The organism is Streptomyces sp. 63XJN7_1_ISO-PGPR-S23-121, from assembly GCF_056173025.1.
This window is the reverse complement of the sequence record NZ_CM149653.1, coordinates 4,258,144-4,280,926: the sequence shown is the minus strand read 5'-3', so window position 1 is coordinate 4,280,926 and position 22,783 is coordinate 4,258,144. Positions and strand designations below refer to the sequence as shown.

The window sequence follows — 22,783 nt, the reverse complement described above, 5'->3', positions numbered from 1 at the left end:
TGGGAGCCGGCCGGTCCGTTGTCGAGGCCCCAGGCTCACAGCTCGGAGCCGCCGTCACGACGGCCGGTGGTCTCGTTCACCCGGCGAATCGATTCACTGCTGCGCCGATCAGTTGATCCTCACCGGTTCCCCGCACGGCGGGCGGAGGACGACCGGCAGGGCGCCCGGAGCGAGTCAGCCCCAGGTCCGGCCGGCCGGTTCCTTGATGGTGCGGTTGATCCGGTTGAAGAAGTTGGTCAGCGCGATCTCCAGGTTGATCGCGCCGATCTACTCCTCGGTGAAATGGGCGCTGACCTCCGCCCAGATCTCGTCGGTGACTCCCTCCGCACCGTCCTGCAGCCGGGTGGCGGCCTCGGCCAGCGCCAGTGCCGCGCGCTCCGCGTCGGTGTAGAACGGCGCCTCACGCCACGCCGCCACGTTGTGCAGCCGCTCGTCGGTGTCACCGGCCTTCTTCCCTCCGGCGACACTGGCGTGGACGCACGCCGAGCAGCTGTTGATCTGGCTGGCGCGCAGGTGCACCAGCGCGAGCAGCTTCGGGTCGACGCCCCCGGCGGCGATCGCCTTCTGCAGGTGCCCGACCGCCTTCCACAGGTCGGGTTGTCGGTGTTCTCGTTCTTCAGCCGGTTCTGCATGGCAGGTTGCTCCTTCGTCGGGGTTACCTTGCGGGGCTGGTGCCCGTCACCCCTGTGACGGAGCTGCTCCCAGGGAGGCAACACCATGTCCGGCGCCCATCCCGCCGATCCGATCACCGAGGCCTTCGAGGCGCACCGCGAACGGCTCACGGCCGTCGCCCACCGCGTGCTCGGCTCGCACGCCGACGCGGACGACGCGGTCCAGGAGGCGTGGCTGCGCCTGTCCCGCCAGGACGCCGGCGCCATCGACAATCTCGGCGGCTTGCTCATCAGTCGCGCCCGCCGGAAGGTGCGCGCCGCCCGGCACACGCGGCGACCGTCGACGGGCGGCCCGGCGTCATCGCCTGGAACGAGGACGGCACGCCGCTGTCCCTGCTCGCCTTCACCGTCGCCGACGGCCGCATCACCAGGATCACCGCCGTGGTCGACCCGGCCGAACTGGCGCTCATGGACCTGCCGGGCCCGGTCAGGCCAGTGCGTTGACCGCCGCCGCGAAGAGGCGGGGCAGGCGGGCGGCCGTGGGCATGATGTGTGACGCCAGCGCCGGTTGCTGGCGGGCCCTCACCAGGAGGTCGGTCAGGAGCCGGTGGCGGCGGGTCGCGCGGCACCAGTCGCTTTCGTAGCGGCCAGGCGTGCCGCGGCGCACGTTGGCGACCAGGGCCTCGGCACCGGTGAGGGCCAGGGAGACGCCCTCACCGGTCAGCGCGTCGGTGTAACCGGCTGCGTCACCGACGAGCAGCACCCGTCCGTGGGCGCGGGTGCGTGCCCGCTGGCGCAGCGGCCCCGCGCCGCGTACCGCGGTGACGGCCGCGTCCGCGGGGAGGCGGGCCGCCAGTTCGGGAAAGCCCTCGAGCTGGGTGCCGAAGGGCGCTCGTCGGCCCGTCAGCAGGGCGACGCCGACGAGCGCGGGGCCGAGCGGAGTCACGTACGCCTCTCCGTGGGGACCCCAGTGCACCTCGACGAAGGAGGACCAGGGAGGCACCGCGTAGTGGCGGCGCAGGCCGTATCTGGGCGCCGCACGGGTCTTCACCTCCAGGCCGAGCGAACGGCGCAACGGCGAGTGGAGCCCGTCCGCGGCGACCAGCCACCGTGCGCGCAGCCCCGTACCGGGTACGGTCACGCTCGTCGCGTCCTGTCGTACTTCCCCCACCCGCAGGGGCAGTACGGGCACCCCCGCGTCCACGACCGCCTGGTACAGGGCACCGTGCAGGGCGGTGCGGCGCGCGCCGAGGCCGGGGCCGTGCCGGAAGGCGGCCTGTGCCCGGCGGGGGCCCTGGACGTAGCGGATGCCGGTGACCGGGTGGCCGGGAACCTCCAGGCCGAGCGCGCCCAGGGCACGGACCGCGCCGGGCATCAGACCCTCGCCGCACGCCTTGTCGACCGGTGCGCGGCGCGGCTCCGCCACGACGGTGTCGAGACCCGCGCGCACGGCGTGCAGGGCGGTCGCGAGACCGGCGGGACCGCCTCCGACGATCAGCACGTCGTGACGGCCGCTCACGCGGGCGCCGCCGAGGCGAGGGCCGTGTTCTCGCAGCGGATGCGGACGGTGAGCAGCAGCGCGTTGGCCGCGGTGAACGCCGTCGCGGTCAGCCAGGCGGAGTGGACCAGGGGCAGTGCGGCGATCTCCACGACGACGGCGACGTAGTTGGGGTGACGCAGGAACCGGTAGGGCCCGGCGCCGACCAGGCGCGCCCCGGGGACGACGATGACCCGGGTGTTCCAGTACGGCCCCAGAGCGGTGATGCACCACCAGCGCAGTGCCTGCGCCAGGAGCGCGAGCGCCAGCATGACCCACCCCAGAGCGGGCAGGAACGGCCGGTCGGCGAGCGCGGATTCGGCGAGGCAGCAGGCGAGCAGACCCGTGTGCAGCACGACCATGACCGGGTAGTGGCCGCGGCCGTGCTCCACACCGGCGCGGGAGAGGGTCCAGGCGGCGTTGCGTCGCGCGACGAGGAGCTCGGCGACGCGTTCGCCCGCGACGGCGAGCACGAGAAGCGTGTACCAGGGCATGAGGTCACTCACCAGCGCAGCAGGACGACTTCGGAACAGAACCCCGGCCCCATCGCCAGGAGCAGGCCCCACGTGCCGGGCTCGGGGCGGTGGGACTCCCAGGTCTCCCCCAGGATGTGGAGCACGGAGGCGGAGGACATGTTTCCCACCGTTGCGAGCGAGTGCCAGGCGGTGTTCAGGGCGCCGCCGGGCAGGCCGAGGGTGTCGGCCACGGTGGAGAGCACCTTGGGGCCTCCCGGGTGGCACACCCAGCTCCCGATGTCGTCCGTGGTGAGACCGTGCTCGGCCAGGAACGCGCGCAGGTGCCGGCCCAAGTGGTCCCGCACGATGTCGGGGACACCGGCGTCGATCACGACACGGAACCCGGTGGGGCCGATGTCCCACCCCAGGAGTCGTTCGGTGTCCGGATACAGGCGGCTGCGTGTCGCGACCACCAGGGGCCCGGCCCCGTCCGGCCCGGCGCCGCCATCGCCGCGTGCCACGAGCGCCGCGGCGCCGTCGCCGAACAGGGCGCCGGCGACGAGGTTGGCGCGTGAGGCGTCGCGCCGCTGGAGGGTCAGTGAGCACAGTTCGATGCTGAGGAGTACGGCGGTGTCGCCCGGGTGGCCTCGCAGGTAGTCGTGCAGCCGTGCGAGTCCGGCCGCGCCGGCCACGCACCCCAGGCCGAACACCGGGAGCCTCTTGACGTCGGGCCGCAGTCCCAGGCGCCCGGCCAGCCGGGCGTCGAGCGACGGAGCGGCGATGCCGGTGATGGAGGTGCACACCAGCAGATCCACGTCGGCCGGTCCGAGCCCGGCGTCCCGCAGTGCGCCGGCGAGGGCTTCCTCGCCCAGTTCGAGTCCGGCGGCCAGCCACGCGTCGTTGCTCCGCCCGAAGTCGCCGAGGTCGGTGTACCGCTCGATCGGCAGGGCCAGATGGCGTGTGCGCACACCTGCCGACGCGTGGAGGCGGCGCAACAGGGCGCGGTCGGCACCGGGGGGCAGGCACAGATCACCGATGGCCTCGGTGAGGTCCTCCTGGGCGTACCGGTTCGGCGGCAGCGCGGTGCGGATCGCGGTGACCGAGGTCGCCGTGCCCGGGGGAGCCGGGCGGGACGACGTGGCGGGCAGGGGGAGGGCGTCGTCGACGATCGCAGTGACACGCATGCCGGTCATGCCCTTCTCTTGCCGGATTCTCCCTTAACGTCCCTGTGTGTCTCTACACGCACCCGGAACCCTTACGTCCGCGACACGCCGCGTTCCGGTGCTGTTGCGCTGCTGCCACCTGGAACCGGCGGTCGCGGTGACGGTGTTCATGACCGCGCTCGCCGTGGCGGCGGGCCGCGGGGCGGCGGGGTCCGCGGCGGTGGCCGCGGCCGTGCTGGCGGGCCAGCTCTCGGTCGGCTGGTGCAACGACGCGGTCGACGCCCGCCGCGACACGGTGTGCGGACGCCGCGACAAGCCGCTGGCCACCGGTGAACTCGCGCCTCGGGCGGCGGCTGTCGCGGCCGGGACCGCGCTGGGGCTGTGCGTGCCGCTGTCGCTGCTGAGCGGCGCCGCCGCCGGAACGGCGCACCTGGGCATGGTGGCCATGGGCTGGGGATACAACCTGGTGCTCAAGCGCACGGTGCTCTCACCGCTGCCCTACGCCGTGGGCTTCGGGGCGTTGCCGGCCTTCGTCACCCTCGGTCTTCCGTCACCGTCCTGGCCCGCCTGGTGGGCGGTGACGGCCGGGGCGCTGCTGGGCGTGGGTGCGCACCTGGTCAACGTGCTCCCGGACATCGAGGACGATCTCGGAACCGGTGTGCGCGGTCTGCCGCAGCGGCTGGGCCGCGGAACCTGCCGGTGGCTGGCCCCGGTCGTGATGCTGATGGCCGTGGGCGTACTGGTCGCGGGCCCGCCCGGCGCGGTGGGCGGGCCGGGCGGGGCACTGGCGGTCACGGCGGGGGCCGTCGCGGTCGCGGGTACAGCTGTGCCGTGGGACGTCCGGAGCCGGTGGCCGTTTCGGGCGGCGATCGTGGTGGCGGGCATCGCCCTGACGCAGCTCCTGCTGCGGGGGCCGGACCTTGCCTGACCGTCCCCGGCCCTTCGGTACCGCCCCGCGACTCAGGGTGTTCAGGTGCCGTGCCCGCGGCCGGCGGTGCGCCGACTCACGCCGATCACGACGATGCCGGCCACCATGAGCAGGCTGCCGGTCAGGGTGGCGTCGTGTCACGGGACGGAGCGGCGCGCAGGATTCACGCCGGGACATCGGACGGAGCCCGGCCCGGCGGCGGGTCACCGTGCGGTCGCATGACGGCGTCCCCTCATGCGTTCCACCAGGACGAGCGCGGCCACGGCGGAGGTCGCCGCGGCCCCAGTGGCCAGCGCGTCCGCGACGTAGCGGTTCAGCTCCGGCCGCAGTACGTCGACGAGCCCGAACAGCACCACGGCTCCTGCGAGGCCGGCCGCGACGGCCGCCGGCCAGGAGTGGCGGCGCGTCCGGAACCACCGCACGAGCCCGGCGCCGATGAGGGGAGCGACGGGCAGGAGAGGCTCGTCGAGGGCCGCGGTCACGCTGTGGCCCAGCACGCTGACCGCCCAGCAGACCCCGATCACCAGGGCGGCCTCGCTCCGGATCGGTCCGGATCCCCGGCATCCGCGCCTCGCTCTTCGCCTCGTACGAACTTCAGCCCCCAGGGTCCGCCCCGGTTGATCATGATGGCCGCCGGGGTGCGAAGCGTCATCTGCGCAAAACGGCAGACGGCGGGTGCGGCTCCTTGCCGGGGTCCGGCAATGTGGGCGCCTTGCCGCACGGCAGTGTCACAGGGCTCGGGGGGAGCAGGGCGTTGTCCGCCGCCATCCCGGTGAATCCCGGGACGGCCACGGGCCTTGCGGCCCGTGGCGAGCGCGCGGACCGGTGAGCATGCGTTCATCGGCCCCCGGACATCGGGCCTTACGCACAGTGGAGCTGAGATGAGGCGTTTCCGCCTGGCCGTCATGGTGTCGGCCGCGTTCGTGACGATCGCCGCGTCGAGTGGATGTTCCGACGGCGGCGACGGTGGTGGGTCCTCGTACTCGACGCCGTCGAGCACGGCCCCGAGCAACGCGACGGCCGTTCCGCGGGCGGTGGTGAAGACCGCCTCGGCCGGCTCGCTCGGCACCATCCTGGTCGACGGACAGGGGCGCACCCTGTACCTGTTCGAGGCTGACAAGTCGACGACCTCCACCTGCAACGGGGCGTGCGCCACGGCCTGGCCGCCGCTGCTGACGTCCGGGACGCCGTCGGCCGGCGGCTCGGCGAAGTCCGGTCAGGCGGGCACGTCGAAGCGGTCCGACGGCACGGCGCAGGCCACCTACCACGGGCACCCGCTCTACCGGTACGCGGGAGACTCCAAGCCCGGCGACCCGAACGGTCAGGGCCTCAAGCAGTTCGGCGCCGAGTGGTACGTACTCGACGCCGGCGGCAACAAGGTCGACAAGAGCTGAACGGTGACGACAGGGAGGGACGGGCGACCGACGTGACGACGAGGACCGGCCACCGGGACCGCCGCCGCAACGCTCCGGCGCGGGTCGCCGCTGTCGTGCTCGGCGCGGCCCTGTCACTGGCCACGGCGGTGGCGATCTGGGTGACCGGCCGGCACCACAGCCCCCAGTACACGACGAACCTCTTCGGTGCCCAGGGTGCCGACGCGGTCATGCTCAAGGCCCGCCTGGGCACGGCCCTGTTCGGCCTGGCGGTCGTCCAGCTCCTGCTCGCCCTGTGGATGTACGGGCGGCTCCCCGGCCTCACCGCCGCGTCACGCGGCGTCCCCACCGCGCACCGCGTGACGGGCTGGGCGGCCTTCCTGCTGTCGGTGCCCATCGCCTTCCACTGCGTCAACACCTACGGTGTGGAAACCACCAGCACCCGGGTCTTCCTGCACTCGGTCGCCGGCTGCGCGCTGTACGGGGCCTTCGTCGCCAAGGTGCTGGTGGTGCACAGCCGGCACCTCCCCGGCTGGACGCTCCCGGTCGCCGGAAGCGCCCTGTTCTGCGCCATCGGCGTGCTGTGGTACTCCGCCGCGCTCTGGGCCCTCAACGGATCCGCCGTTCCCGGTCTGTAGCGAAAGGCCCCGGCGGAACGAGCCCGGCCGCTTCAGCCGCTGAGCGCCTGCTCGCGGGTCTCACGGATGTCGATGAGGGTGTCGACGCCGACGAGCTCCAGGGTGCGCATCACGGAGGGGCCGACGGTGGCCAGGCGCAGCCAGCCGCCGGCCCGCGTGAGTGCCTGGTGGGCGCCGATGAGGATGTTGATGCCGCTGGAGTCCATGAAGGTCACCTGCCGCATGTCCACCACGACGCGGGGGCGGGGCGTGCCGCTCAGGTCGAGGGACCGGCGCAGGGCGTCGCCGGTGTGGTGGTCGATCTCCCCGGCCGGGGTCAGCACGTCGATGCCGTCCGTGACGGTGGCCACGACGGACAACTGACCCGGCAGTGCGACGTGTTCCGTGCCCGGTACTTCTTCCTCAACCATGTCGGTGATCTTGGCACATCAGGACCCCGCCTCGACTCGCCACCCCGCGGCCACCGGCTGATTCCAGGTGCCTGGAAGGTGTGACCGAGCCGACAGGGCATCGGCAGGAGTCGATCACGCGGACGCGGGTAGGCGGGGGTCGTGAACGGGGTAATGAATGCGTCTCGAATGGACTCCATGCCCGTGGGCGAGGACGGCACCACGCCCGGCGGGCAGAGCATGCACACCACGATGGCCCTGGACGGGGACGGCGCGGTCATCGCTCAGGCGCGCCACTTGGCCGCCGACTTCCTGAGCCGGGTCCAGGCCGAACACGGCCTGCCCGTCTCCCAGCGCGCGATGGAGCTCACGCAACTGGTGGTCAGCGAGCTGGTCACCAACGCCCGCAAGTGCGCTCCGGGCCCGGTGCTGCTCGATCTGCGCATCCTCGGCGACGTGGTCGAGGTCGAGGTGTGGGACTCCGACCCGGCCCTGCCCATCGCCCGGGCCGGGAACGCCGGCCGGGTCGGCCAGCACGGCCTGGAGATCGTGATGGCCGTCGCCCAGGGCTTCGAAGTCCAGCGCGAGCCGGTCGGCAAGCGCGTCACCGTCCGCCTCGCCCTGGCCGACGACCCCGGCGGCGCCGTCGCCGGCCGCTCACCTCAGTAAGGCGGAAAAGGCACCCGCGCCGGGGGCGGCCGGCGGGCACTGCCGTCGTATCGGCGCCCTTCGCCGGGGTTCCGGCCCGCCGCGCCCACTGCCCTCAGCCGTGCCCCTTCCGTACCGGGGGGTGCGGGGCCTTGTTGGCGTTCGCGGGCACCTTCGGGGTGCCGTGCGGAGCGTTGCGGGTGTGGGCGTTCGTGTCGCGGGTGTGGGCGTTCGTGTTCCGGGGGTGGTGCGGCGCCGAGTCCCCGGGTCCGGTGCCGCGCTGTAGGTCCGGTGCCGGGCCGGCCGGGTCCAGGGTCCGCGAGACGGGCTCGGCGTGGGATCCGGTCGGGGCAGCGGCCGGACGGGATGTACCGGTCCTGGACGGTTCGGCGCGAGAGGCGGTCGACGGGTCCGCGCTGGGCCTGCTTCCGGACGTCGCCGTGCCGGAGGGGGTGCGCACGGGGGTCGAGACCGATTCGGCGCGGTCGTCGTTGTCTCCACTGGTGCCCGGGGCGACGGCAAGGGTCGCCCCCAGGGCCACGGAGAGTGCCGCTACGGCGGTCCCCGCCGCCAGGCGGCGGCTGTGCCGGGCGGTACCCGCGAGGACGGGCCGGGCGGTCGCCACCTTGTGCGTCCGTACGGACTCGTCCGCTTCGCGGTGGGCGGAGACCGGTGCGGTCGCCGCGAGAGGCGACGAGTGCGAGGGCCGTCCGGCGTCCAGGGCGGCGAGAGCTCGCGCACACCGCTCGGCGCTCGGGCGCACCTCGGGATCCTGGGCGGTCATGGCCCGCAGGAGGGCCGTCAGGTCCGGTGGGAGGCAGGCAGGGATCACGGGCGGGCGGTGCAGGCGGGCGATCGCCGCCTCCAACGGGGTGCCCTGGTACTCCAGTTCTCCCTTCAGGCACTCCAACAGGACGAGGCCGAGCGCGTAGATGTCCGCGGAGGTTCCGACACCCCTTCCCTCGACCTGCTCGGGCGCGAGGTAGGCGGCGGTGCCGGTCAGCACGTCGGGCGAGGAGTGGCGCGTGGCGTTCGCCAGTTCCGCGATGCCGAAGTCGGCCAGGTGGGGTTCGCCGGCCGCGTCGAGCAGGACGTTCGACGGTTTGACGTCGCGGTGCACGATCCCGGCCCGGTGCACATGGGCGAGCGCCTGTGCGAGGGCGCTGCCCAGGTCGGTCACCCGTCGATGGGGCAGCGTCCCGCGCGCCAGGACATCGCGCAGTGTGGGACCTTCGACCAGTTGCATGACCAGGTAGCTGCGGTCGTCATGACGGCCGGTGTCGTAGACGGTGACCAGACCGGGGTGTTGCAGGCGGGCGAGAAGGACGGCCTCCGCGGCAAGACGGTCCTCGATCAGTGGGTCGGGGCCCGGCCGGAAGACCTTGATCGCCACGGGCCGGCGAAGACGCGTGTCGACGCCCTCGTACACGTCGGCCATGCCACCCGATCCGATCCTCGCGCCCAGTCGGTACCGGCCGGACAGGACGTCGGCACACCGCTGATCCGGCGGAGCCGGGGCGGCAGTCGACGGGGCTTCTGATCGGCGGGCCTTCATCTGATTCTCCGTTTGCTGTCACCGCGTACCGGGCCTGTCCTGGTCCGTGCTGTGAGGCGGGTACCCCGAGGACGCGGCAGGCATCCGGACGAAGTCGGCGACGCCCCGCCGGCGCCGGAGCCGACACCTGGAGGCCCGTTCGGACGTGCGCCGAATAAGGCGAGACGTATCGTCTTGTCTAACCGCGCTTCGTGGCGTACCGTCCTGCTCATGGGTTCCCTGTGAGATCACCGGCGCCGACCGCGTAGAGCAGTGCTCCGCCTCGCCGCGCCTCGCCGTGCAGCCGTCCACCCCGATCCGGCCCGGGCCGAAGCCCGCGTGGCCAGGAGGGATCCGATCTTGCACACCTCACAACTCACGCTCGACCACGTCACCAAGCGCTACCCCGGCCGCACCGTTCTGGACCAGGTCTCCTTCACGCTGAAGCCGGGGGAGAAGGCCGGGCTGATTGGTGACAACGGCGCCGGCAAGTCCACGCTCCTCAGGCTTGTCGCAGGTCAGGAGCGCCCGGACAGCGGCGAGGCGACCGTGACCGCCGCCGGCGGAATCGGCTACCTGCCCCAGACCACCCTCCTGCCCCCGACCGCCACCGTCCAAGACGCCGTCGACCTGGCCCTCGCGGACCTGCGTTCTCTGGAGGCCGAGCTCCACCGGGCCGAGCAGGCGCTCGGCGACGGTGAGGACCCGGCCGCGCTCGCCGCGTACGGAATGCTCCTCGGACGCTACGAGGACCGGGGCGGCTACCACGCCGACCACCGGGTGGACATCGCGCTGCACCACCTCGGCCTGCCGGCTCTTCGCCGTGAGCGCCGACTCGGCACCCTCTCCGGCGGCGAGCGCTCCCGTCTCGCCCTGGCCGCCGTCCTCGCGGGCCGCCCCGAGCTGCTCCTTCTGGACGAGCCGACCAACGACCTGGACGATCAGGCCGTGGAGTGGCTGGAGGCACAGCTGCGGGCGCACCACGGCACGGTGCTCGCGGTCACCCACGACCGCGTCTTCCTGGAACGCCTGACCAGCACGGTCCTGGAGGCCGAGGGGGGAAAGGTCACCCGCTACGGCGACGGCTACACCGGCTACCGTACGGCGAAGGCGGCGGAACGCCGCCGACGGCTCCAGGAGTACGAGGCGTGGGGGTCCGAACTCGCGCGCAACGAGCGGTTGGCCGCCGGCCAGGCTGCCCGCCTCGACACGATCCCCCGCAAGGCGCCGCTGGCCAACTTCGGCCATGGCGGCTTCCGGGCCCGCGGCCGGGCACACGGCGCGATGGCCCGTATCCGCAACGCCCGCGAGCGGGTCGAGCGGCTGACCGCGAGCCCGGTGGCACCGCCGCCGGACCCGCTGGCCTTCACGGCGCGCGTGGCGACGACGGGGGCCGTCGCGGGAAGAGGCACCGAAACCGCCTCCGCGGAGCTTCCCGCCGCCCAGCTGTCGGACGTACGGGCAGGGAACCGCCTGCGCCTGTGCTCCCTCACCCTCGGCCGCACCGGCAGGCTTCTGGTCACCGGCCCCAACGGAGCCGGCAAGACGACGCTGCTGAAGCTGCTCGCCGGTGAGCTGCGGCCGGACGAGGGCTCGGTGCGGGTGCCCGGCCGGGTGGGCCATCTGCGCCAGGACGAGACGCCGTGGCCGCCGGACCTGACGGTGACCGAGGCGTTCGGCCTGGGCCGTGTGGGCTCCGCAGACGAGCACGCCGACGCCCTGCTCGCCCTCGGCCTCTTCCGCCCCGCGGAACTGCGGCTGCGCATGGGCGAACTGTCGTCCGGTCAGCGCCGCCGCGTGGACGTGGCTCGACTGGTCTCGGACCCCGCCGACCTCCTGCTGTTCGACGAGCCGACGAACCACCTGTCACCGGCGCTGGTCGAGGAACTGGAGGAGGCACTGATCGGATACCCGGGGGCGATCGTGCTGGTCACCCACGACCGCGCGCTGCGGGCGCGGTTCCAGGGCGATCATCTGGCACTGCCGGAGACCGCGGGAGCCCGGGTGGAGTGAACTCGGCGTACGCCGGGTCGTGGAGCGACGCTCCGGCCGGTGGCCCGTCGGGTCAGACGCGGACGCCGAACATGAACGGTCCGCCGATGGTGTCCATCGACTCGTACCGCACGACCGTGCCGGTGCGAGGGGCGTGCAGGATCTGGCCGTTGCCCGCGTACAGGCCCACGTGATGCAGGTCGTTGAAGAAGAAGACCAGGTCGCCGACCTGGAGCTGACTTCGGGTGAGGCGGGTCCCGATGCCCGACTGGGCCTCGGAGGTGCGCGGTATGTGGACGTCGGCCTGGGCGTAGGCCCAGGAGGTCAGGCCCGAGCAGTCGTACGAGGAGGGACCGGTGGCGCCGCGGATGTAGGGCTTGCCGATCTGGCTCTGGGCGGCGGCGAAAGCGGCGCCGGCCCGGCCGGACGCGGGGGCGTGATGACCGATTCCGGCCTGCTCGGCGGAGGTGCGGTCGGCGCGCTGCTGCTCGGCGGCGAGGGCGGCCTTCTCCTTCGCGGTCAGGGTGTTGAGCAGCTTCTGCGCCTCGGCGAGCTTGCTCTGGACTTCCTTCTTCCTGTTGCCCAGCTCGGTGCGGGTGGTGGCGAGATCCTCGAGCTTCTCGGTGGCCTCGGCGCGCTCCTGGGCGAGTGCCCGCTGCTTGCCCTGGATCTTCTTCAGGGCGTCGACCTGCTGGCTGCTCAACTGGTCGAGCGTGGACGCCTTGGTGAGGAAGTCGTCCGGGTCCGACGAGAGGAGGAGCTGCACCGAGGGGTCGATGCCTCCGGAGCGGTACTGGGCGGCGGCCAGTGAGCCCAGTCCGTCGCGCAGCGTGTTCAGTTCCTGCTGGCCGCGGGCGACGCCGTCCTGGAGGGCGGAGACCTCCTTCTGCAGCTTCCGCTGCTTCTCGTTGGCCCCGTTGTACTTCTCCGTGGCCTGCTCCGCCTGCACGTAGAGCTTGTCGACCTTCGCCTTGACCTCGTCCTTGCCGAGCTTCTGACCGGGTGCGGCGTCGGCGGTGTTCGCGCTCAGGGCGACGGCAGCGGCGGCTGCCGTGGTCAGCACGCTCACGCGTGTGCGGCTCGGCTGCTTGGGTCGACGATGGGACGTCACGAGAACGGACTCCTGTTCACGAGCGGCGTGGTCCTGCAGAGGCGAGGAGAGGAAGCCGGTGTCGCCCCCGGCCTCTGGCGAGTGGACCACGAGCGCGTGGGGGTGGACCATGCAGAACCACCGGCAGAAGTAGCCCTTTGACGGGGTGCGGTGCCATCGGACCAGCACGTCGCCGCCGCCAGGGCCTACCAAGCCGACGGCCGGCTGGACAGGCTCGGCAGCGCCTCCTAGGCGTGGGTACGGCGGCCCGAGTAGGCCGACCAGCGGCCGCCGCGCCGGGTGACCGTGATGTCGCGGCCGAAGCAGGCGGTCAGCAGGGGATCCGTCAGCACCGCGTCCACCGGCCCCCGGGACAGGATCCGGCCCTCGCGCAGCAGCAGGGCGTGGCTGACCGCAGGGAACAGTTCCTCCAGGTGGTGGGTGACCGTCACGGTGGCCAGGTGCGGGCGGCTCTCGGCCAGCTGGTGCATCGCCTCCACCAGGTCCTCGCGGGACGGCAGGTCCAGGGCGTTGAACGGCTCGTCCAGGAGCAGCAGCGCCGGGTCGGCCATCAGTGCCCTGGCGATCAGGACGCGTGCCCGCTGTCCGCCGGAGCAGACGCCGTACGGCCGGTCCGCCAGCTCCTTGACGCCCAGCTCGGCCAGCAGGTCGTGGGCGCGGAGCCGTACCTCGTCGTCGTACGTCCGCCACAGCGGCTGCACCGTGCCGCCGTGGCCGGTGAGCACGACCGTGTGGGCGTGCAGGTCCTGCGGCACCCGCTGGGCCGAGGTGACGTGGCCGATGCGGGTCCTCAGCTCCCGCACGTCCACCCGGCCGAGCCGGCTGCCCAGGACCTCCACGCTTCCGCACGTGGGGTGCATCAGGGCTCCGAGGAGCCGCAGCAGGGTGGTCTTCCCGGCCCCGTTGGCCCCCAGCAGGGCCCAGTGCTCCCCGGGCCGGACGGTCCAGTCGATGCCGTCCAGAATCAGCTGGTCAGTCGTGTGGCGGCGTACGCTCACGTCCTCGAGGAGGAGTACGGCCGCCCCGCGACCGTCCACCTGGGTCTGCGTTGTCTGCCCGGCCATCAGGAGCTCCTCCGCTCGCGGCACCACGTCCACCGCGCACGGTAGATGCATCCCAGCACGCTCTTGTCGGGGCGTCCGTTTCCTGGACGCGCGGCGACCGGCGGGCGCGGAAGGAGGGACAGCCGGGGGAGCGGTCAGACGCCCGCCACGGACTGGATCCACGAGCGGTAGGCGGTCACGTTCGTGTACGCCGTCGTGGTCTGCCGGTCGCTGGTAGAGGCGACGCCGACCTGTACGCCGCCGGCCATCATCGGTCCACCGGAGTCGCCGCCCGCGGTGATGCCGTCGACGGGCCGCGCGCAGATGGCCGAACCGTAGTAGGCGTCACTGCAGCCGCTGGTCACACTGACGTTGGCCACCTTGAGGGACGGGGACTGGCAGTTGATCTCCGAGCCGCACCGGGAGGTGGCGCCCCAGCCGTAGACCTGCACGGTCTGGCCCACCCGCACCGTGCCCGGCTGGCCGAGGCGCGCGTAGGTGGCCGCCACGGAGCGGTCGAGCCGGACCAGCGCCAGGTCGGCCGAGGGATGGGTAATGGTCTGGACGTCGTTGGCGACCGTTCCGCCGGTCCGCTGGTCGAGGCTGCCGATGCGGAAGGCCAGCCCGCCGCCCCCGACGCAGTGCTTGGCCGTCAGTATCCAGTTGGCGGAGATGATGGTCGAGGTACAGGTCTCGGCGCCGTTGGAGAACAGGCGGGCCGCCCAGGGGGCGTTCTGTGCGTACCCGCCGCCGATGATCGGCTGGGGGCCGCCGGTGCCGGGCCGCTGCTCCGCGGCGGAGGCGCTCGGCGCGAGGGCGAGGACGGACAGCAGGACGGCGGGGACGACTCTGGTGATGCGCAAGGCTCCTCGATTCCGACGGCACGCGTCGCGGCGAGTGATGGGTGTGGGTGCGGTCCAGCATTTCGGCCGGGGTGCCGGCACCGCCACTCCCGGATTTCCATAACACGCCGTTATGCCAGGGGAGTTGGCGGGGGGACGCGGCCGCGGGGTGGGGCAGGCACTACCCCCGTCCCACCCCCTGGGCCGATGGCCGCCGCCGGGGCGGACCTCCTACGGTGAGCCGCATGCATCCTCGCAATGTGCGGCAGGCCATGTCGCGCCCCGGTTTCCTGCTGTCCCCGTGGCCGTGGCGCTCGGCCGGATACCTGCTCACCGGTGTACCGGCGGGCGTCGCCGCCCTCGTGGGCATCGTGACCGCGGCCGTGCTCGGCGCCGCCCTCACCCTCGTCCTGGTGGGCCTGCCACTGTTGCTGCTCACCGCCCTCGCCGGCCTCCCCGTGGCCCGTGTCGAGCGCCGCCGGCTGCGCCTGGTCGACACCGAACCCGCGCCCGGCCCGCACCGCCCGTCCGCCGGCGGAGGAGCGCGGGCCTGGCTGACGACGCGGCTGCGGGAGCAGGCGACCTGGCAGGAGCTCGGCCACGCCCTGCTGCTCGCGGTACTGCTGTGGCCCCTCGACGCCCTCGTCGTCACCGTGGCGCTGCTCTTCCCCCTCTCCATGGCCGCGACACCGCTGCTCATGGCCACGGCCGGCGACGGCGAGGAGGCGAAGGTGCTCAAGCAGTGGACGGTCACCACCTGGCCGGCCGCCTGCGCGGTCGCCCTGCTCGGGCTGGTCCTGCTGGCGCTGGGCGCCTACGTCCTGGGCGCGGCGGCCGGCGCACGCGCCGAGCTGACCCGCCTGCTGATCGCCCCGCGCGGCGGCGGACCGCAGGCGAAGGTGGTCGAACTGACGCGTTCCCGCGTGCGGTTGGTGGACGCCTTCGAGGCGGAACGCCGCCGCATCGAACGCGACCTGCACGACGGGGCCCAGCAACGCCTGGTCGCGCTGACCATGACTTTGGGCCTGGCCCGCCTGGACGTCCCGCCCGGCCCCCTCGCCGACCAGCTCGCCAAGGCCCACCGGGAGGCGGACCTTGCCCTGGAGGAGCTGCGCGAACTCATCCACGGCATCCACCCCAAGGTCCTCGCCGACTACGGCCTCGAGGCCGCCGTCGCCGACGCCGCAGACCGGTCCGCCGTCCCGGTCGACCTTGACCTGGAGCTGCCCGGACGGCTGCCGCAGGCCGTGGAGGCGGCGGCCTACTTCGTGGTGTGCGAGGCCCTCGCCAACGTCGCCCGGCACAGCGGGGCGAGCCGGGCCGAGGTGCGCGGCCGGTACCGCGGCGTGCGGCTGCTCCTCGAGATAGGGGACGACGGGCGGGGCGGCGCCCGGGCGGGGGAGGGCAGCGGGCTGACCGGGCTCGCCGACCGGGTCTCGGTGCTCGATGGCAGACTCTCCCTGTCCAGCCCGCCGGGCGGACCGACCCTGTTGCGTGTGGAGATGCCGTGCGAGTGGACCGAGCGCTGCGCGTAGTGCTGGCCGAGGACAGTGTGCTGTTGCGGGACGGGCTCATCGCCCTGCTCGACCGCTGCGGGCACCAGGTCGTCGCGGCCGTCGGCGACGCGGAGGCACTCGTCGCCGCCGTCGAGGAGCACGCGCCCGACGCCGTCGTCACGGACGTCCGCATGCCCCCCGGCTTCCAGGACGAGGGCCTGCACGCCGCGGTGCGGCTGCGGGAGAAGCGGCCCACGCTGCCCGTGCTGGTCCTCAGCCAGTACGTACAACGCGCCTACGCCGCCGAACTGCTGGACTCCGGCGACGGAACCGGCGTCGGCTACCTGCTGAAGGACCGCGTCGGCCAGGTCGAGGAGTTCGTCGAGGCGCTCTCCGAGGTCGCGTCCGGCGGCACGGTCGTCGACCCCGAGGTCGTACGGCAGTTGCTGCGCCGCCGCCGGGACCCGCTGGAGCGGCTCACCCCGCGCGAGCGGGAGGTGCTGGCGCTGATCGCGGAGGGGAAGTCCAACGGGGCGATCGCCCGCGACCTGGTCGTGTCCGAGGCGGCCGTGGGCAAGCACATCGGGAACATCCTGACCAAGCTGGACCTGCCTCCGGCCGACGAGACCCACCGCAGGGTCCTGGCGGTCCTCGCGTTTCTGCGGGCGTGAGACCGGGCGGGGACGCGGGTCAGCGCAGCAGCAGCTGGACGAGCGCGACGGTACCGATCGTCAGGACGACGGCCCGCAGGAGCGTGGGGGTGAAGCGGCGGCCCACCTTGGCCCCGAGGTAACCGCCGAGCCCGGAGCCGGTCGCGACGAGTACGACGGCCGTCCAGTCGAAGTCCGCCGCGAAGAGGAAGAAGAGCGCGGCGACGCTGTTCACGACGGCGGCCAGGACGTTCTTCACGGCGTTCAGGCGTTGCAGGGGTTCATCGAGGAGCATGCCCATCAGGGACAGGTAGATGATCCCCTGAGCGGCGGCGAAGTAGCCCCCGTAGACGCTGGCCAGAGTCAGACCGCCGTACAGCAGTGGACCGCCGTCGCGGCGGGTGTCGCCGGTCCGTTCGCGGCGCCGGCGCACCATGGCGCCGAGCCGGGGCTGGAGGGCGACCAGCACGAGGGCGAGCCCGACCAGGACCGGCACGATCGTCTCGAAGGCGTCGGCCGGCAGGGACAGCAGCAGGGTGGCCCCCGCGAGCCCGCCGAGCAGGGCCCCGGTGCCCAGTTTCAGGACGCGCCGGCGCTGGCCGCGCAGTTCCGCGCGGTAGCCGATGGCGCCGCTCACGGAACCGGGGATGAGACCGAGGGCGTTGGACACCGTGGCCGTGACGGGCGGCAGTCCGGCGGCCAGCAGCACGGGAAAGGTGATCAGCGTCCCCGAGCCGACGACGCTGTTGACCGCCCCGGCCCCGACGCCCGCGGCGAACACCGCCGCCATGGCCTCGGGCGTCACGCCGTACCGCCCCGGGACGGCCGGATGTTCCGCCGGAAGGTGTCCTCTGCATCTGCCACGCGGCCGACTGTACCCAGCGCGTACGACGCCGTCGCTGCCGACCTCCAACCAGTCGTGCACGCACACTTCTTGACGTAAATTCACAAGATCCGACGGTGATACGATCACCGCGTTTGCGGAGCGGGCGGATGGGTGAAAGACGGCATCCCCGACTTCAGGGACGGCCCGGGCAGCAACCGGCGCGGGCGGTCCGCCGGGTCGCCCGCGTGGACGGGATTTCAGCAAGCCGTCAGTCGCCTGAAGAGAGTCTTATGACGGAATACACAGGGAACCCACTGGTGTGGGTCCTCCTCGTCGCCCTCGTCGCCGCCGCCGTGCTCGTCAGCCGTCAGCGCAGGGCGGCCCGAGCGCTGCGGCAGGAAGTACGGGGCCTGAAGGACCATTACACGGAGCTGGAGAACAATTACGGAAAGTCCGTGCAAGCCGCCCAGGAGCGGGCCGAGGACGAGACCAAGACCGTTCTGAAGTCCGCCATGCGCACCCTCCAGGGCCTGGCCGCCGAGCAGCAGCTGGTGCTCACCCGGCTCCAGACCAAGTACGGCGACTCGGCCCTGCTGCAGGACCTGCTGGAGATCGACCACACCAACTCGCAGTTCGGCCGGCGCGCGCAGTCCATCGCCGTGCTGTGCGACGGCTGGCTCGGCGGACGGCGCGACACCGCCTCCGTGTACGACGTCGTCCGCAGCGCCCAGGGCCGGATCCGGCACTTCCGGCGGGTGGAGATCCTCTCTCAGGTCGACTTCGGCATCACCAGCCGCGCCGTCGAACCCGTCGCCCTGGTGCTCGCCGAACTCCTCGACAACGCCACCAGCTACTCCAGCCCGGACACCGTCGTCGAGATCAACATCCGCACCGTGCCCAAGGGCATCTGCGTCGTCGTCGACGACGCCGGTGTCGGCATGAGCGACGAGGAGCGCACTCGCGCCGAGAAGCTGCTCTCCAGTGAGCGCGCCTCGGGCGTGGCGGGGCTCGGCAACCCCCCGCAGTTCGGCTTCGCGGTCATCGGCCTGCTGTGCGAGCGCTTCGGCTTCGAGGTGTCGGTGGACTCCTCCTCTCCCTACGGAGGCGTACGCGCGGTCGTCCTGCTGCCGCACGAACTGCTCACCGCCATGCCGGAGAAGAAGGCGCCGGCGCCGGCCGCGGGCGCGGCCCGGCCGGTCCTGGACGGCGGGCCCGAAGCCGCGCTCCCCTCGTCGCAGACCAGCGACGGCCTTCCCCGGCGACGCCGCAAGCGGCCGATGGCCATCGTCCCCGGCAACACCTCGGCCCCGCGCGCCGCGGGCCGCTCCGAGTCCGAACAGGCGCAGATCATGGGCGCGTTCCAGCGGGGCACGCAGTCCGGCCGCGCCGGCCGGCCCGAGGACGAGGACCGGACGAGCAGAACACCTGGTGCAAGCAGCGAAGGACATGGAGTCTCGTGAACGACGATCTGTCATGGATGCTCGACAGCGCCCTGGAGATTCCCGGGGCCCTGCACGCGGTCCTGATATCCGCCGACGGTCTGCTGATGGCCCGGACGCAGGACTTCGACAAGGACGACGCGGACCGGGTCGCCGCCGCGATGAGCGGCGTGCAGTCCCTCAGCCGGACGCTCGCCTTCTTCTGTGAGGACCCGCACCAGGCGTGGCGGCAGACCCTCGTCGAGTTCGACGGCGGCTGGGTGTTCCTGATCTCCGCCGGCGAGGGCGCCTACCTCGGTGTCTCCGCCTCGCCCGAGGTCGACATGGCGGACATCACCTTCCGCATGCAGCAGCTCGTCGCGCAGCTCGGCAAGCGGCTGACGACGCCGCCCCGCGAGAACCTCGGCACCCACTCATGACCGGGCACGACGGCTGGGAGCCGGAAGCCGCGGAATTAGTACGGCCGTACGTCATCACCAGGGGCCGGGGGCTGCCCGACGACGAACAGCTCTCGCTCATCACACTGGTCACCGCGTCCGCCGACCACGCGCGGCGGCCGACCCGGCTGTCGCCCGAGGAGCAGAGCCTGCTCGACCTCTGTTCCGCCGGCTACCTCTCGGTCGCCGAGATCGCCGGACACAGCCACCTCCCGCTGGGCGTGGTGCGCATCCTGCTGGCCTCCCTCATGGAAGGCGGCTACGTCATGACCCGCCCGCCGGTGGCTCGCGCCCGCCTCGCGGACAAGGAGATCCTGGAGGAGGTGCTCAATGGTCTCCGCGCCAAGTTTGGATGAGCAGGCCTACGTTCGTGGCGGAGCGACCCAGACCGCCGTCAAGATCCTCGTCGTCGGTCACTTCGCCGTGGGCAAGACCACCCTCATCGGGTCCATCTCCGAGATCGAGCCCCTGTCGACCGAGGAGACGATGACGCAGGCCGCCGAGTCGGTCGACGACCTCAAGGGGGTCAAGGGCAAGACCACGACCACGGTCGCCATGGACTTCGGCCGTCTGACCATCAGCGACCGCGTCGTGCTCTACCTCTTCGGCACGCCCGGCCAGCAGCGCTTCGTCCAGATGTGGGAGGACATGGCGCGCGGCGCGCTCGGCGCCCTGGTGCTCGTCGACCCCGAACGGCTGGCGGACTCCTTCCCCGTGATCGACCTCATCGAGCAGTACGGACTCGAGTACGCCATCGCGGTCAACCACTTCGACGGTGCCCCGCTGCGCGACGAGCCGGCGTTGCGCGAAGCCCTGGACCTGCTCGACGACACCCCCGTCGTCACCTGCGACGCCCGCGACGAGAGGTCCTCGGCCGCCGCACTGACCACTCTGGTCCGCTACTTGCTGGACCACACCCGCTAGGAACCGAGAACAACATGGACGCTCACGACACGGCCCCGGTGCCCCCGCCCGGGTGCCCTGCCCACGGCTCCGGCGGCCGGGTGCCGCTGTACGGGCCGGAGTTCGCCGCCGCTCCCCAGGCGTACTACGACTACCTGCGCCACTACGGGCCCGCCGCTCCCGTCGAGCTCGCCCCCGGGGTGGAGGCGACGCTGGTCACGGACTACGCGGCCGCCCTGCAACTGCTGCAGGACTCAGGGACCTTCCGCAAGGACGCGCGCCGCTGGCGTGCCTTCAACGAGGGCAAGGTCGGCCCGGACAGCCCGGTCGCCCCGCTGCTCGCCTACCGGCCCAACTGCATGTTCGCCGACGGAGCCGACCACCTTCGGCTTCGGCAGGCCGTCACCGACAGCATGGCGCGCGTGGACACCCGCCGGCTGAGCCGGAGCACCGAGCAGATCTCCGGCTACCTCGTCTCCCAGTTCGCCGCCCGCGGATCGGCCGACCTGCTCGGCGACTACGCCAAGCAGCTGCCGCTGTTCGTGTTCAACGAGCTCTTCGGCTGCCCCGCCGACATCGGCGACCGGGTGCTGTTCGGCATCTCCGGCATGTTCGACGGGGTCAACGCGGACAAGGCCACCGCGGTGCTGTTCCAGGCCGTGGGCGAGCTCGTCGCGCTCAAGCGGGCCAGGCCGGGCGACGACGTCACCTCCTGGCTGATGCAGCACCAGGCGGGCCTCACCGACGAGGAGATGGTCCACCAGCTGGCACTGCTGCTGGGAGCCGGCGCGGAACCGCTGCGCAACCTCATCGGGAACACCCTGCACCGGCTCCTCACCCACGAGCGGTACGCCCGGGAGGGCGGCCTGATCGACGAGGCCCTCGACGACACGCTGTGGGAGAACCCTCCCATGTCGAACTACGCGCCGCACTACCCGGCCGGCGACGTCGAACTCGCCGGACAGCGCCTCCAGTCGGGCGATCTGGTGCTGGTCAGCTTCGCCGCGGCCAACACCGGTCCCGCCCTGCAGGCCGCCCGTCAGGCCGGCAGCAACCGCGCCCACCTGGCGTGGAGCGCGGGCCCGCACGCCTGCCCCTCCAAGGAGCCGGCCCGGCACATCACCGTCACCGCCATCGAGAACCTGTTCAACGAGCTGCCCGACGTGGAACTCGCCGTCCCCGAGGACAGCCTGACCTGGCGGCCGGGACCCTTCAACCGGGCCCTCGCCACCCTCCCGGCCCGCTTCACCCCGGTGCAGCCGGGCCGGCGTCCCGGCCCCGGCGGCCCGGCGGTCGCCACGCAGGAGGCGGCGGCCGGCCAGGCGGCGCGTACGCCCGAACGCGGAGGTATGTGGAGCCAGTTCCTCAACTGGCTCACGCGGTGATATCCGTAACACACGCCCGAACTGCCACAATCGCATAAACGTGCAACGGCACGGGTAGTGAGCACGCGGCTCAATTTGCTCACGAGTAAAAGGAGGTGTCGTGGACCACATATCCACGAACGCCGCTTCCCCGCCGCCGTTCTCCCCGATACCCGCCCGAAGGGGCGGGTATCCTCTTGTCCGCCTGCGGCCCGGGACGGACCGGTGACGGGGGCGTCCCTGGGCGGCGGACCGCCGGGCTCCACGACTCTCGGCGCCTTCACGAGCAGTCAGTTGCGAAGACTCGGCGCGGTGGCGGGTCTGTCCGAGACCGACCTCGACACCTATGCCCGGCTACTGACGGACAGTCTGGGTGACGAGAGTGACCGCTCGTTGGCACTTCCCCCGCCCAACCGCACCTTCCTGTCCGACGACCACACCCCGGTGGAGTTCTCCCTCTCCTTCCAGCCGGGCGCGGCCCCCGCTCTGCGGGTGCTCCTGGAACCAGGCTGCGGCGCAGACAGCCTGGCCCACAACGGTCGCGCCGGCTACGAGACGGTGCGGGCGATGGCGAAACGCTGGAACTTCGGCACCGGCCCGCTCGACGCGGTGCGGGACCTGTTCCTGCCGCGCTCCCCGCAGGGCCCGCTGGCCCTGTGGTGCGCGCTCGAACTGAGGCCCGGCGGCGTGCCCAAGGTCAAGGTGTACCTGAACCCCGCCGCCTCCGGGGCGGAGCGCACCGTCGAGACGGTGCGCGAGGCCCTGTACCGGCTGGGACACAGGAAGGCGTTCGCCACGCTCCCCGCCGCCGACGGGTATCCGTTCGTCGCGCTCGACCTCGGCGACTGGGACGAGCCCCGGGTGAAGGTCTACCTGCGGCACGACGACCTGACCGCCGGGCGGGCGGGACTGCTGTCCCGCATGGACCCGAGCCCCCACCCCGCCGCGATCGAGGACTTCTTCCTCACGGCCGCGGGCGCGGCCACGCGGGTGGCGCGTCTCGACGGGCGGCCCGGCCTGACGTGCCACTCCTTTACCGACACCGGCTCGGCACGGCCGAGCGGCTTCACCCTCCACATCCCCGTCCGGGACTACGCCCGGCACGACGGGGAGGCCCTCGCGCGGGGGGTGAGCGTGCTGCGCCGGTACGGCGTGGACAGCCCCGTGCTCGGCCGGGCGCTGGCCGCCGTGACCGGGCGCCGGCCGGAGGACGGCGTGGGCCTGATCGCCTACCTGGCGCTGGCCCACCAGCGGGACCGCGCGCCGCGGGTGACGGCGTACCTCTCCTCGGAGGCGTACGCGGTCAGGCCGCCGGCCGCCCGGGAGGTCCGGGACGCGGTGGGGGCGCGCTGAGCGAAGCGCCCGGCAGGACCGCGGGCCCCCCGGTGGACGTCACCGAGGGGC

General features: G+C 72.7%; 24 protein-coding genes and 1 pseudogene. 14 read left to right on the top strand and 11 right to left on the bottom strand.

All coding sequences use genetic code 11. The features are described from left to right. Positions 1–174: 174 nt before the first annotated feature. Positions 175–591: pseudogene (locus tag AC0VYN_RS19210) on the bottom strand (carboxymuconolactone decarboxylase family protein). Positions 592–717: 126 nt separating this feature from the next. Between AC0VYN_RS19210 and AC0VYN_RS19205 the strand changes: the two are divergent. Next, positions 718–1,167, top strand: coding sequence for a sigma factor (locus AC0VYN_RS19205; protein ID WP_475531913.1), 450 nt, complete (start codon positions 718–720; stop codon positions 1,165–1,167). On the opposite strand, the gene AC0VYN_RS19200 is transcribed toward AC0VYN_RS19205, so the two are convergent. The 3 genes from AC0VYN_RS19200 to AC0VYN_RS19190 are packed head-to-tail and all read right to left on the bottom strand — an operon-like array spanning position 1,099 to position 3,787. Next, the gene (locus tag AC0VYN_RS19200; RefSeq protein ID WP_475531912.1) at positions 1,099–2,130 is read right to left on the bottom strand and encodes an NAD(P)/FAD-dependent oxidoreductase; all 1,032 of its coding nucleotides are present in this window, start codon (positions 2,128–2,130) and stop codon (positions 1,099–1,101) included. The two genes, AC0VYN_RS19205 and AC0VYN_RS19200, sit on opposite strands and share 69 nt — an antisense overlap. Beyond that, positions 2,127–2,642 carry an isoprenylcysteine carboxyl methyltransferase family protein gene (locus AC0VYN_RS19195; protein WP_475536932.1) on the bottom strand — a complete coding sequence of 172 codons (516 nt, stop codon included), beginning with the start codon at positions 2,640–2,642 and terminating at the stop codon, positions 2,127–2,129. The genes AC0VYN_RS19200 and AC0VYN_RS19195 overlap by 4 nt, the downstream gene beginning before the upstream one ends. Positions 2,643–2,650: 8 nt before the next feature. After that, on the bottom strand, positions 2,651–3,787 hold the full coding sequence (locus AC0VYN_RS19190) for a type III polyketide synthase (RefSeq protein WP_475536931.1): 1,137 nt from the start codon (positions 3,785–3,787) through the stop codon (positions 2,651–2,653). 148 nt (positions 3,788–3,935) lie between these two features. Between AC0VYN_RS19190 and AC0VYN_RS19185 the strand changes: the two genes are divergently transcribed. Then, a complete protein-coding gene (locus AC0VYN_RS19185; protein ID WP_475531911.1) occupies positions 3,936–4,694 on the top strand; it encodes a UbiA family prenyltransferase in 759 nt (252 codons plus the stop codon). A 203-nt stretch (positions 4,695–4,897) separates the two neighbouring features. Here AC0VYN_RS19185 and AC0VYN_RS19180 read toward each other — a convergent pair whose 3' ends face one another. Beyond that, on the bottom strand, positions 4,898–5,218 hold the full coding sequence (locus AC0VYN_RS19180) for a hypothetical protein (protein ID WP_475531910.1): 321 nt from the start codon (positions 5,216–5,218) through the stop codon (positions 4,898–4,900). Between the two features lie 357 nt (positions 5,219–5,575). On the opposite strand from AC0VYN_RS19180, the gene AC0VYN_RS19175 reads away from it, so the two are divergent. Together AC0VYN_RS19175 and AC0VYN_RS19170 are read left to right on the top strand one after the other, a co-directional pair. Continuing rightward, positions 5,576–6,088, top strand: a complete 513-nt coding sequence (locus AC0VYN_RS19175) for a COG4315 family predicted lipoprotein (protein ID WP_475531909.1) — start codon at positions 5,576–5,578, stop codon at positions 6,086–6,088. A 95-nt stretch (positions 6,089–6,183) separates the two neighbouring features. Then, positions 6,184–6,705: a DUF6529 family protein gene (locus tag AC0VYN_RS19170; protein WP_475536930.1), complete on the top strand. Its 522-nt coding sequence runs from the start codon at positions 6,184–6,186 to the stop codon at positions 6,703–6,705. Positions 6,706–6,737: 32 nt separating this feature from the next. On the opposite strand, the gene AC0VYN_RS19165 is transcribed toward AC0VYN_RS19170, so the two are convergent. Then, entirely contained in the window at positions 6,738–7,115 is a 378-nt protein-coding gene (locus AC0VYN_RS19165; RefSeq protein ID WP_475531908.1) for an STAS domain-containing protein, read from the bottom strand. A 168-nt stretch (positions 7,116–7,283) separates the two neighbouring features. On the opposite strand from AC0VYN_RS19165, the gene AC0VYN_RS19160 reads away from it, so the two are divergent. Further along, a complete protein-coding gene (locus tag AC0VYN_RS19160) occupies positions 7,284–7,763 on the top strand; it encodes an ATP-binding protein (RefSeq protein WP_475531907.1) in 480 nt (159 codons plus the stop codon). A gap of 94 nt (positions 7,764–7,857) precedes the next feature. Here the strand turns inward: AC0VYN_RS19160 and AC0VYN_RS19155 are convergent, their stop codons facing one another. Beyond that, a complete protein-coding gene (locus AC0VYN_RS19155; RefSeq protein WP_475531906.1) occupies positions 7,858–9,180 on the bottom strand; it encodes a serine/threonine-protein kinase in 1,323 nt (440 codons plus the stop codon). A gap of 456 nt (positions 9,181–9,636) precedes the next feature. On the opposite strand from AC0VYN_RS19155, the gene AC0VYN_RS19150 reads away from it, so the two are divergent. Then, the gene (locus AC0VYN_RS19150; protein WP_475531905.1) at positions 9,637–11,289 is read left to right on the top strand and encodes a TlrC/CarA/OleB/SrmB family ABC-F type ribosomal protection protein; all 1,653 of its coding nucleotides are present in this window, start codon (positions 9,637–9,639) and stop codon (positions 11,287–11,289) included. Between the two features lie 52 nt (positions 11,290–11,341). Here the strand turns inward: AC0VYN_RS19150 and AC0VYN_RS19145 are convergent, their stop codons facing one another. The 3 genes from AC0VYN_RS19145 to AC0VYN_RS19135 form a co-directional block, all read right to left on the bottom strand. After that, positions 11,342–12,379 (bottom strand): C40 family peptidase, encoded by a 1,038-nt coding sequence (locus AC0VYN_RS19145; RefSeq protein ID WP_475531904.1) that lies wholly within the window; start codon positions 12,377–12,379, stop codon positions 11,342–11,344. 227 nt (positions 12,380–12,606) lie between these two features. Further along, entirely contained in the window at positions 12,607–13,443 is an 837-nt protein-coding gene (locus tag AC0VYN_RS19140; protein ID WP_475531903.1) for an ABC transporter ATP-binding protein, read from the bottom strand. Between the two features lie 134 nt (positions 13,444–13,577). Continuing rightward, positions 13,578–14,285 (bottom strand): S1 family peptidase, encoded by a 708-nt coding sequence (locus AC0VYN_RS19135; protein ID WP_475531902.1) that lies wholly within the window; start codon positions 14,283–14,285, stop codon positions 13,578–13,580. Between the two features lie 251 nt (positions 14,286–14,536). Here AC0VYN_RS19135 and AC0VYN_RS19130 point away from each other — a divergent pair, with 251 nt between their 5' ends. After that, complete coding sequence (locus AC0VYN_RS19130) at positions 14,537–15,799, top strand: sensor histidine kinase (protein ID WP_475536929.1); 1,263 nt, start codon at positions 14,537–14,539, stop codon at positions 15,797–15,799. Further along, positions 15,799–16,431 (top strand): response regulator, encoded by a 633-nt coding sequence (locus AC0VYN_RS19125; protein ID WP_475536928.1) that lies wholly within the window; start codon positions 15,799–15,801, stop codon positions 16,429–16,431. The genes AC0VYN_RS19130 and AC0VYN_RS19125 overlap by 1 nt, the downstream gene beginning before the upstream one ends. A 19-nt stretch (positions 16,432–16,450) precedes the next feature. On the opposite strand, the gene AC0VYN_RS19120 is transcribed toward AC0VYN_RS19125, so the two are convergent. After that, complete coding sequence (locus AC0VYN_RS19120) at positions 16,451–17,200, bottom strand: sulfite exporter TauE/SafE family protein (protein WP_475536927.1); 750 nt, start codon at positions 17,198–17,200, stop codon at positions 16,451–16,453. Positions 17,201–17,526: 326 nt separating this feature from the next. On the opposite strand from AC0VYN_RS19120, the gene AC0VYN_RS19115 reads away from it, so the two are divergent. From AC0VYN_RS19115 to AC0VYN_RS19090, 6 genes are all read left to right on the top strand, one after another. Then, positions 17,527–18,696, top strand: a complete 1,170-nt coding sequence (locus tag AC0VYN_RS19115; protein ID WP_475531901.1) for a sensor histidine kinase — start codon at positions 17,527–17,529, stop codon at positions 18,694–18,696. Beyond that, positions 18,693–19,094, top strand: coding sequence for a roadblock/LC7 domain-containing protein (locus tag AC0VYN_RS19110; RefSeq protein ID WP_385457455.1), 402 nt, complete (start codon positions 18,693–18,695; stop codon positions 19,092–19,094). The genes AC0VYN_RS19115 and AC0VYN_RS19110 overlap by 4 nt, the downstream gene beginning before the upstream one ends. Then, positions 19,091–19,468, top strand: a complete 378-nt coding sequence (locus AC0VYN_RS19105; protein ID WP_475531900.1) for a DUF742 domain-containing protein — start codon at positions 19,091–19,093, stop codon at positions 19,466–19,468. Before AC0VYN_RS19110 ends, AC0VYN_RS19105 begins: the two co-directional genes overlap by 4 nt. Further along, positions 19,443–20,036, top strand: coding sequence for a GTP-binding protein (locus tag AC0VYN_RS19100; protein ID WP_385457451.1), 594 nt, complete (start codon positions 19,443–19,445; stop codon positions 20,034–20,036). The genes AC0VYN_RS19105 and AC0VYN_RS19100 overlap by 26 nt, the downstream gene beginning before the upstream one ends. Positions 20,037–20,050: 14 nt before the next feature. Then, positions 20,051–21,400, top strand: coding sequence for a cytochrome P450 (locus AC0VYN_RS19095; RefSeq protein WP_451689087.1), 1,350 nt, complete (start codon positions 20,051–20,053; stop codon positions 21,398–21,400). 204 nt (positions 21,401–21,604) lie between these two features. Continuing rightward, complete coding sequence (locus AC0VYN_RS19090) at positions 21,605–22,732, top strand: tryptophan dimethylallyltransferase family protein (protein ID WP_475531899.1); 1,128 nt, start codon at positions 21,605–21,607, stop codon at positions 22,730–22,732. Positions 22,733–22,783: the final 51 nt, after the last annotated feature.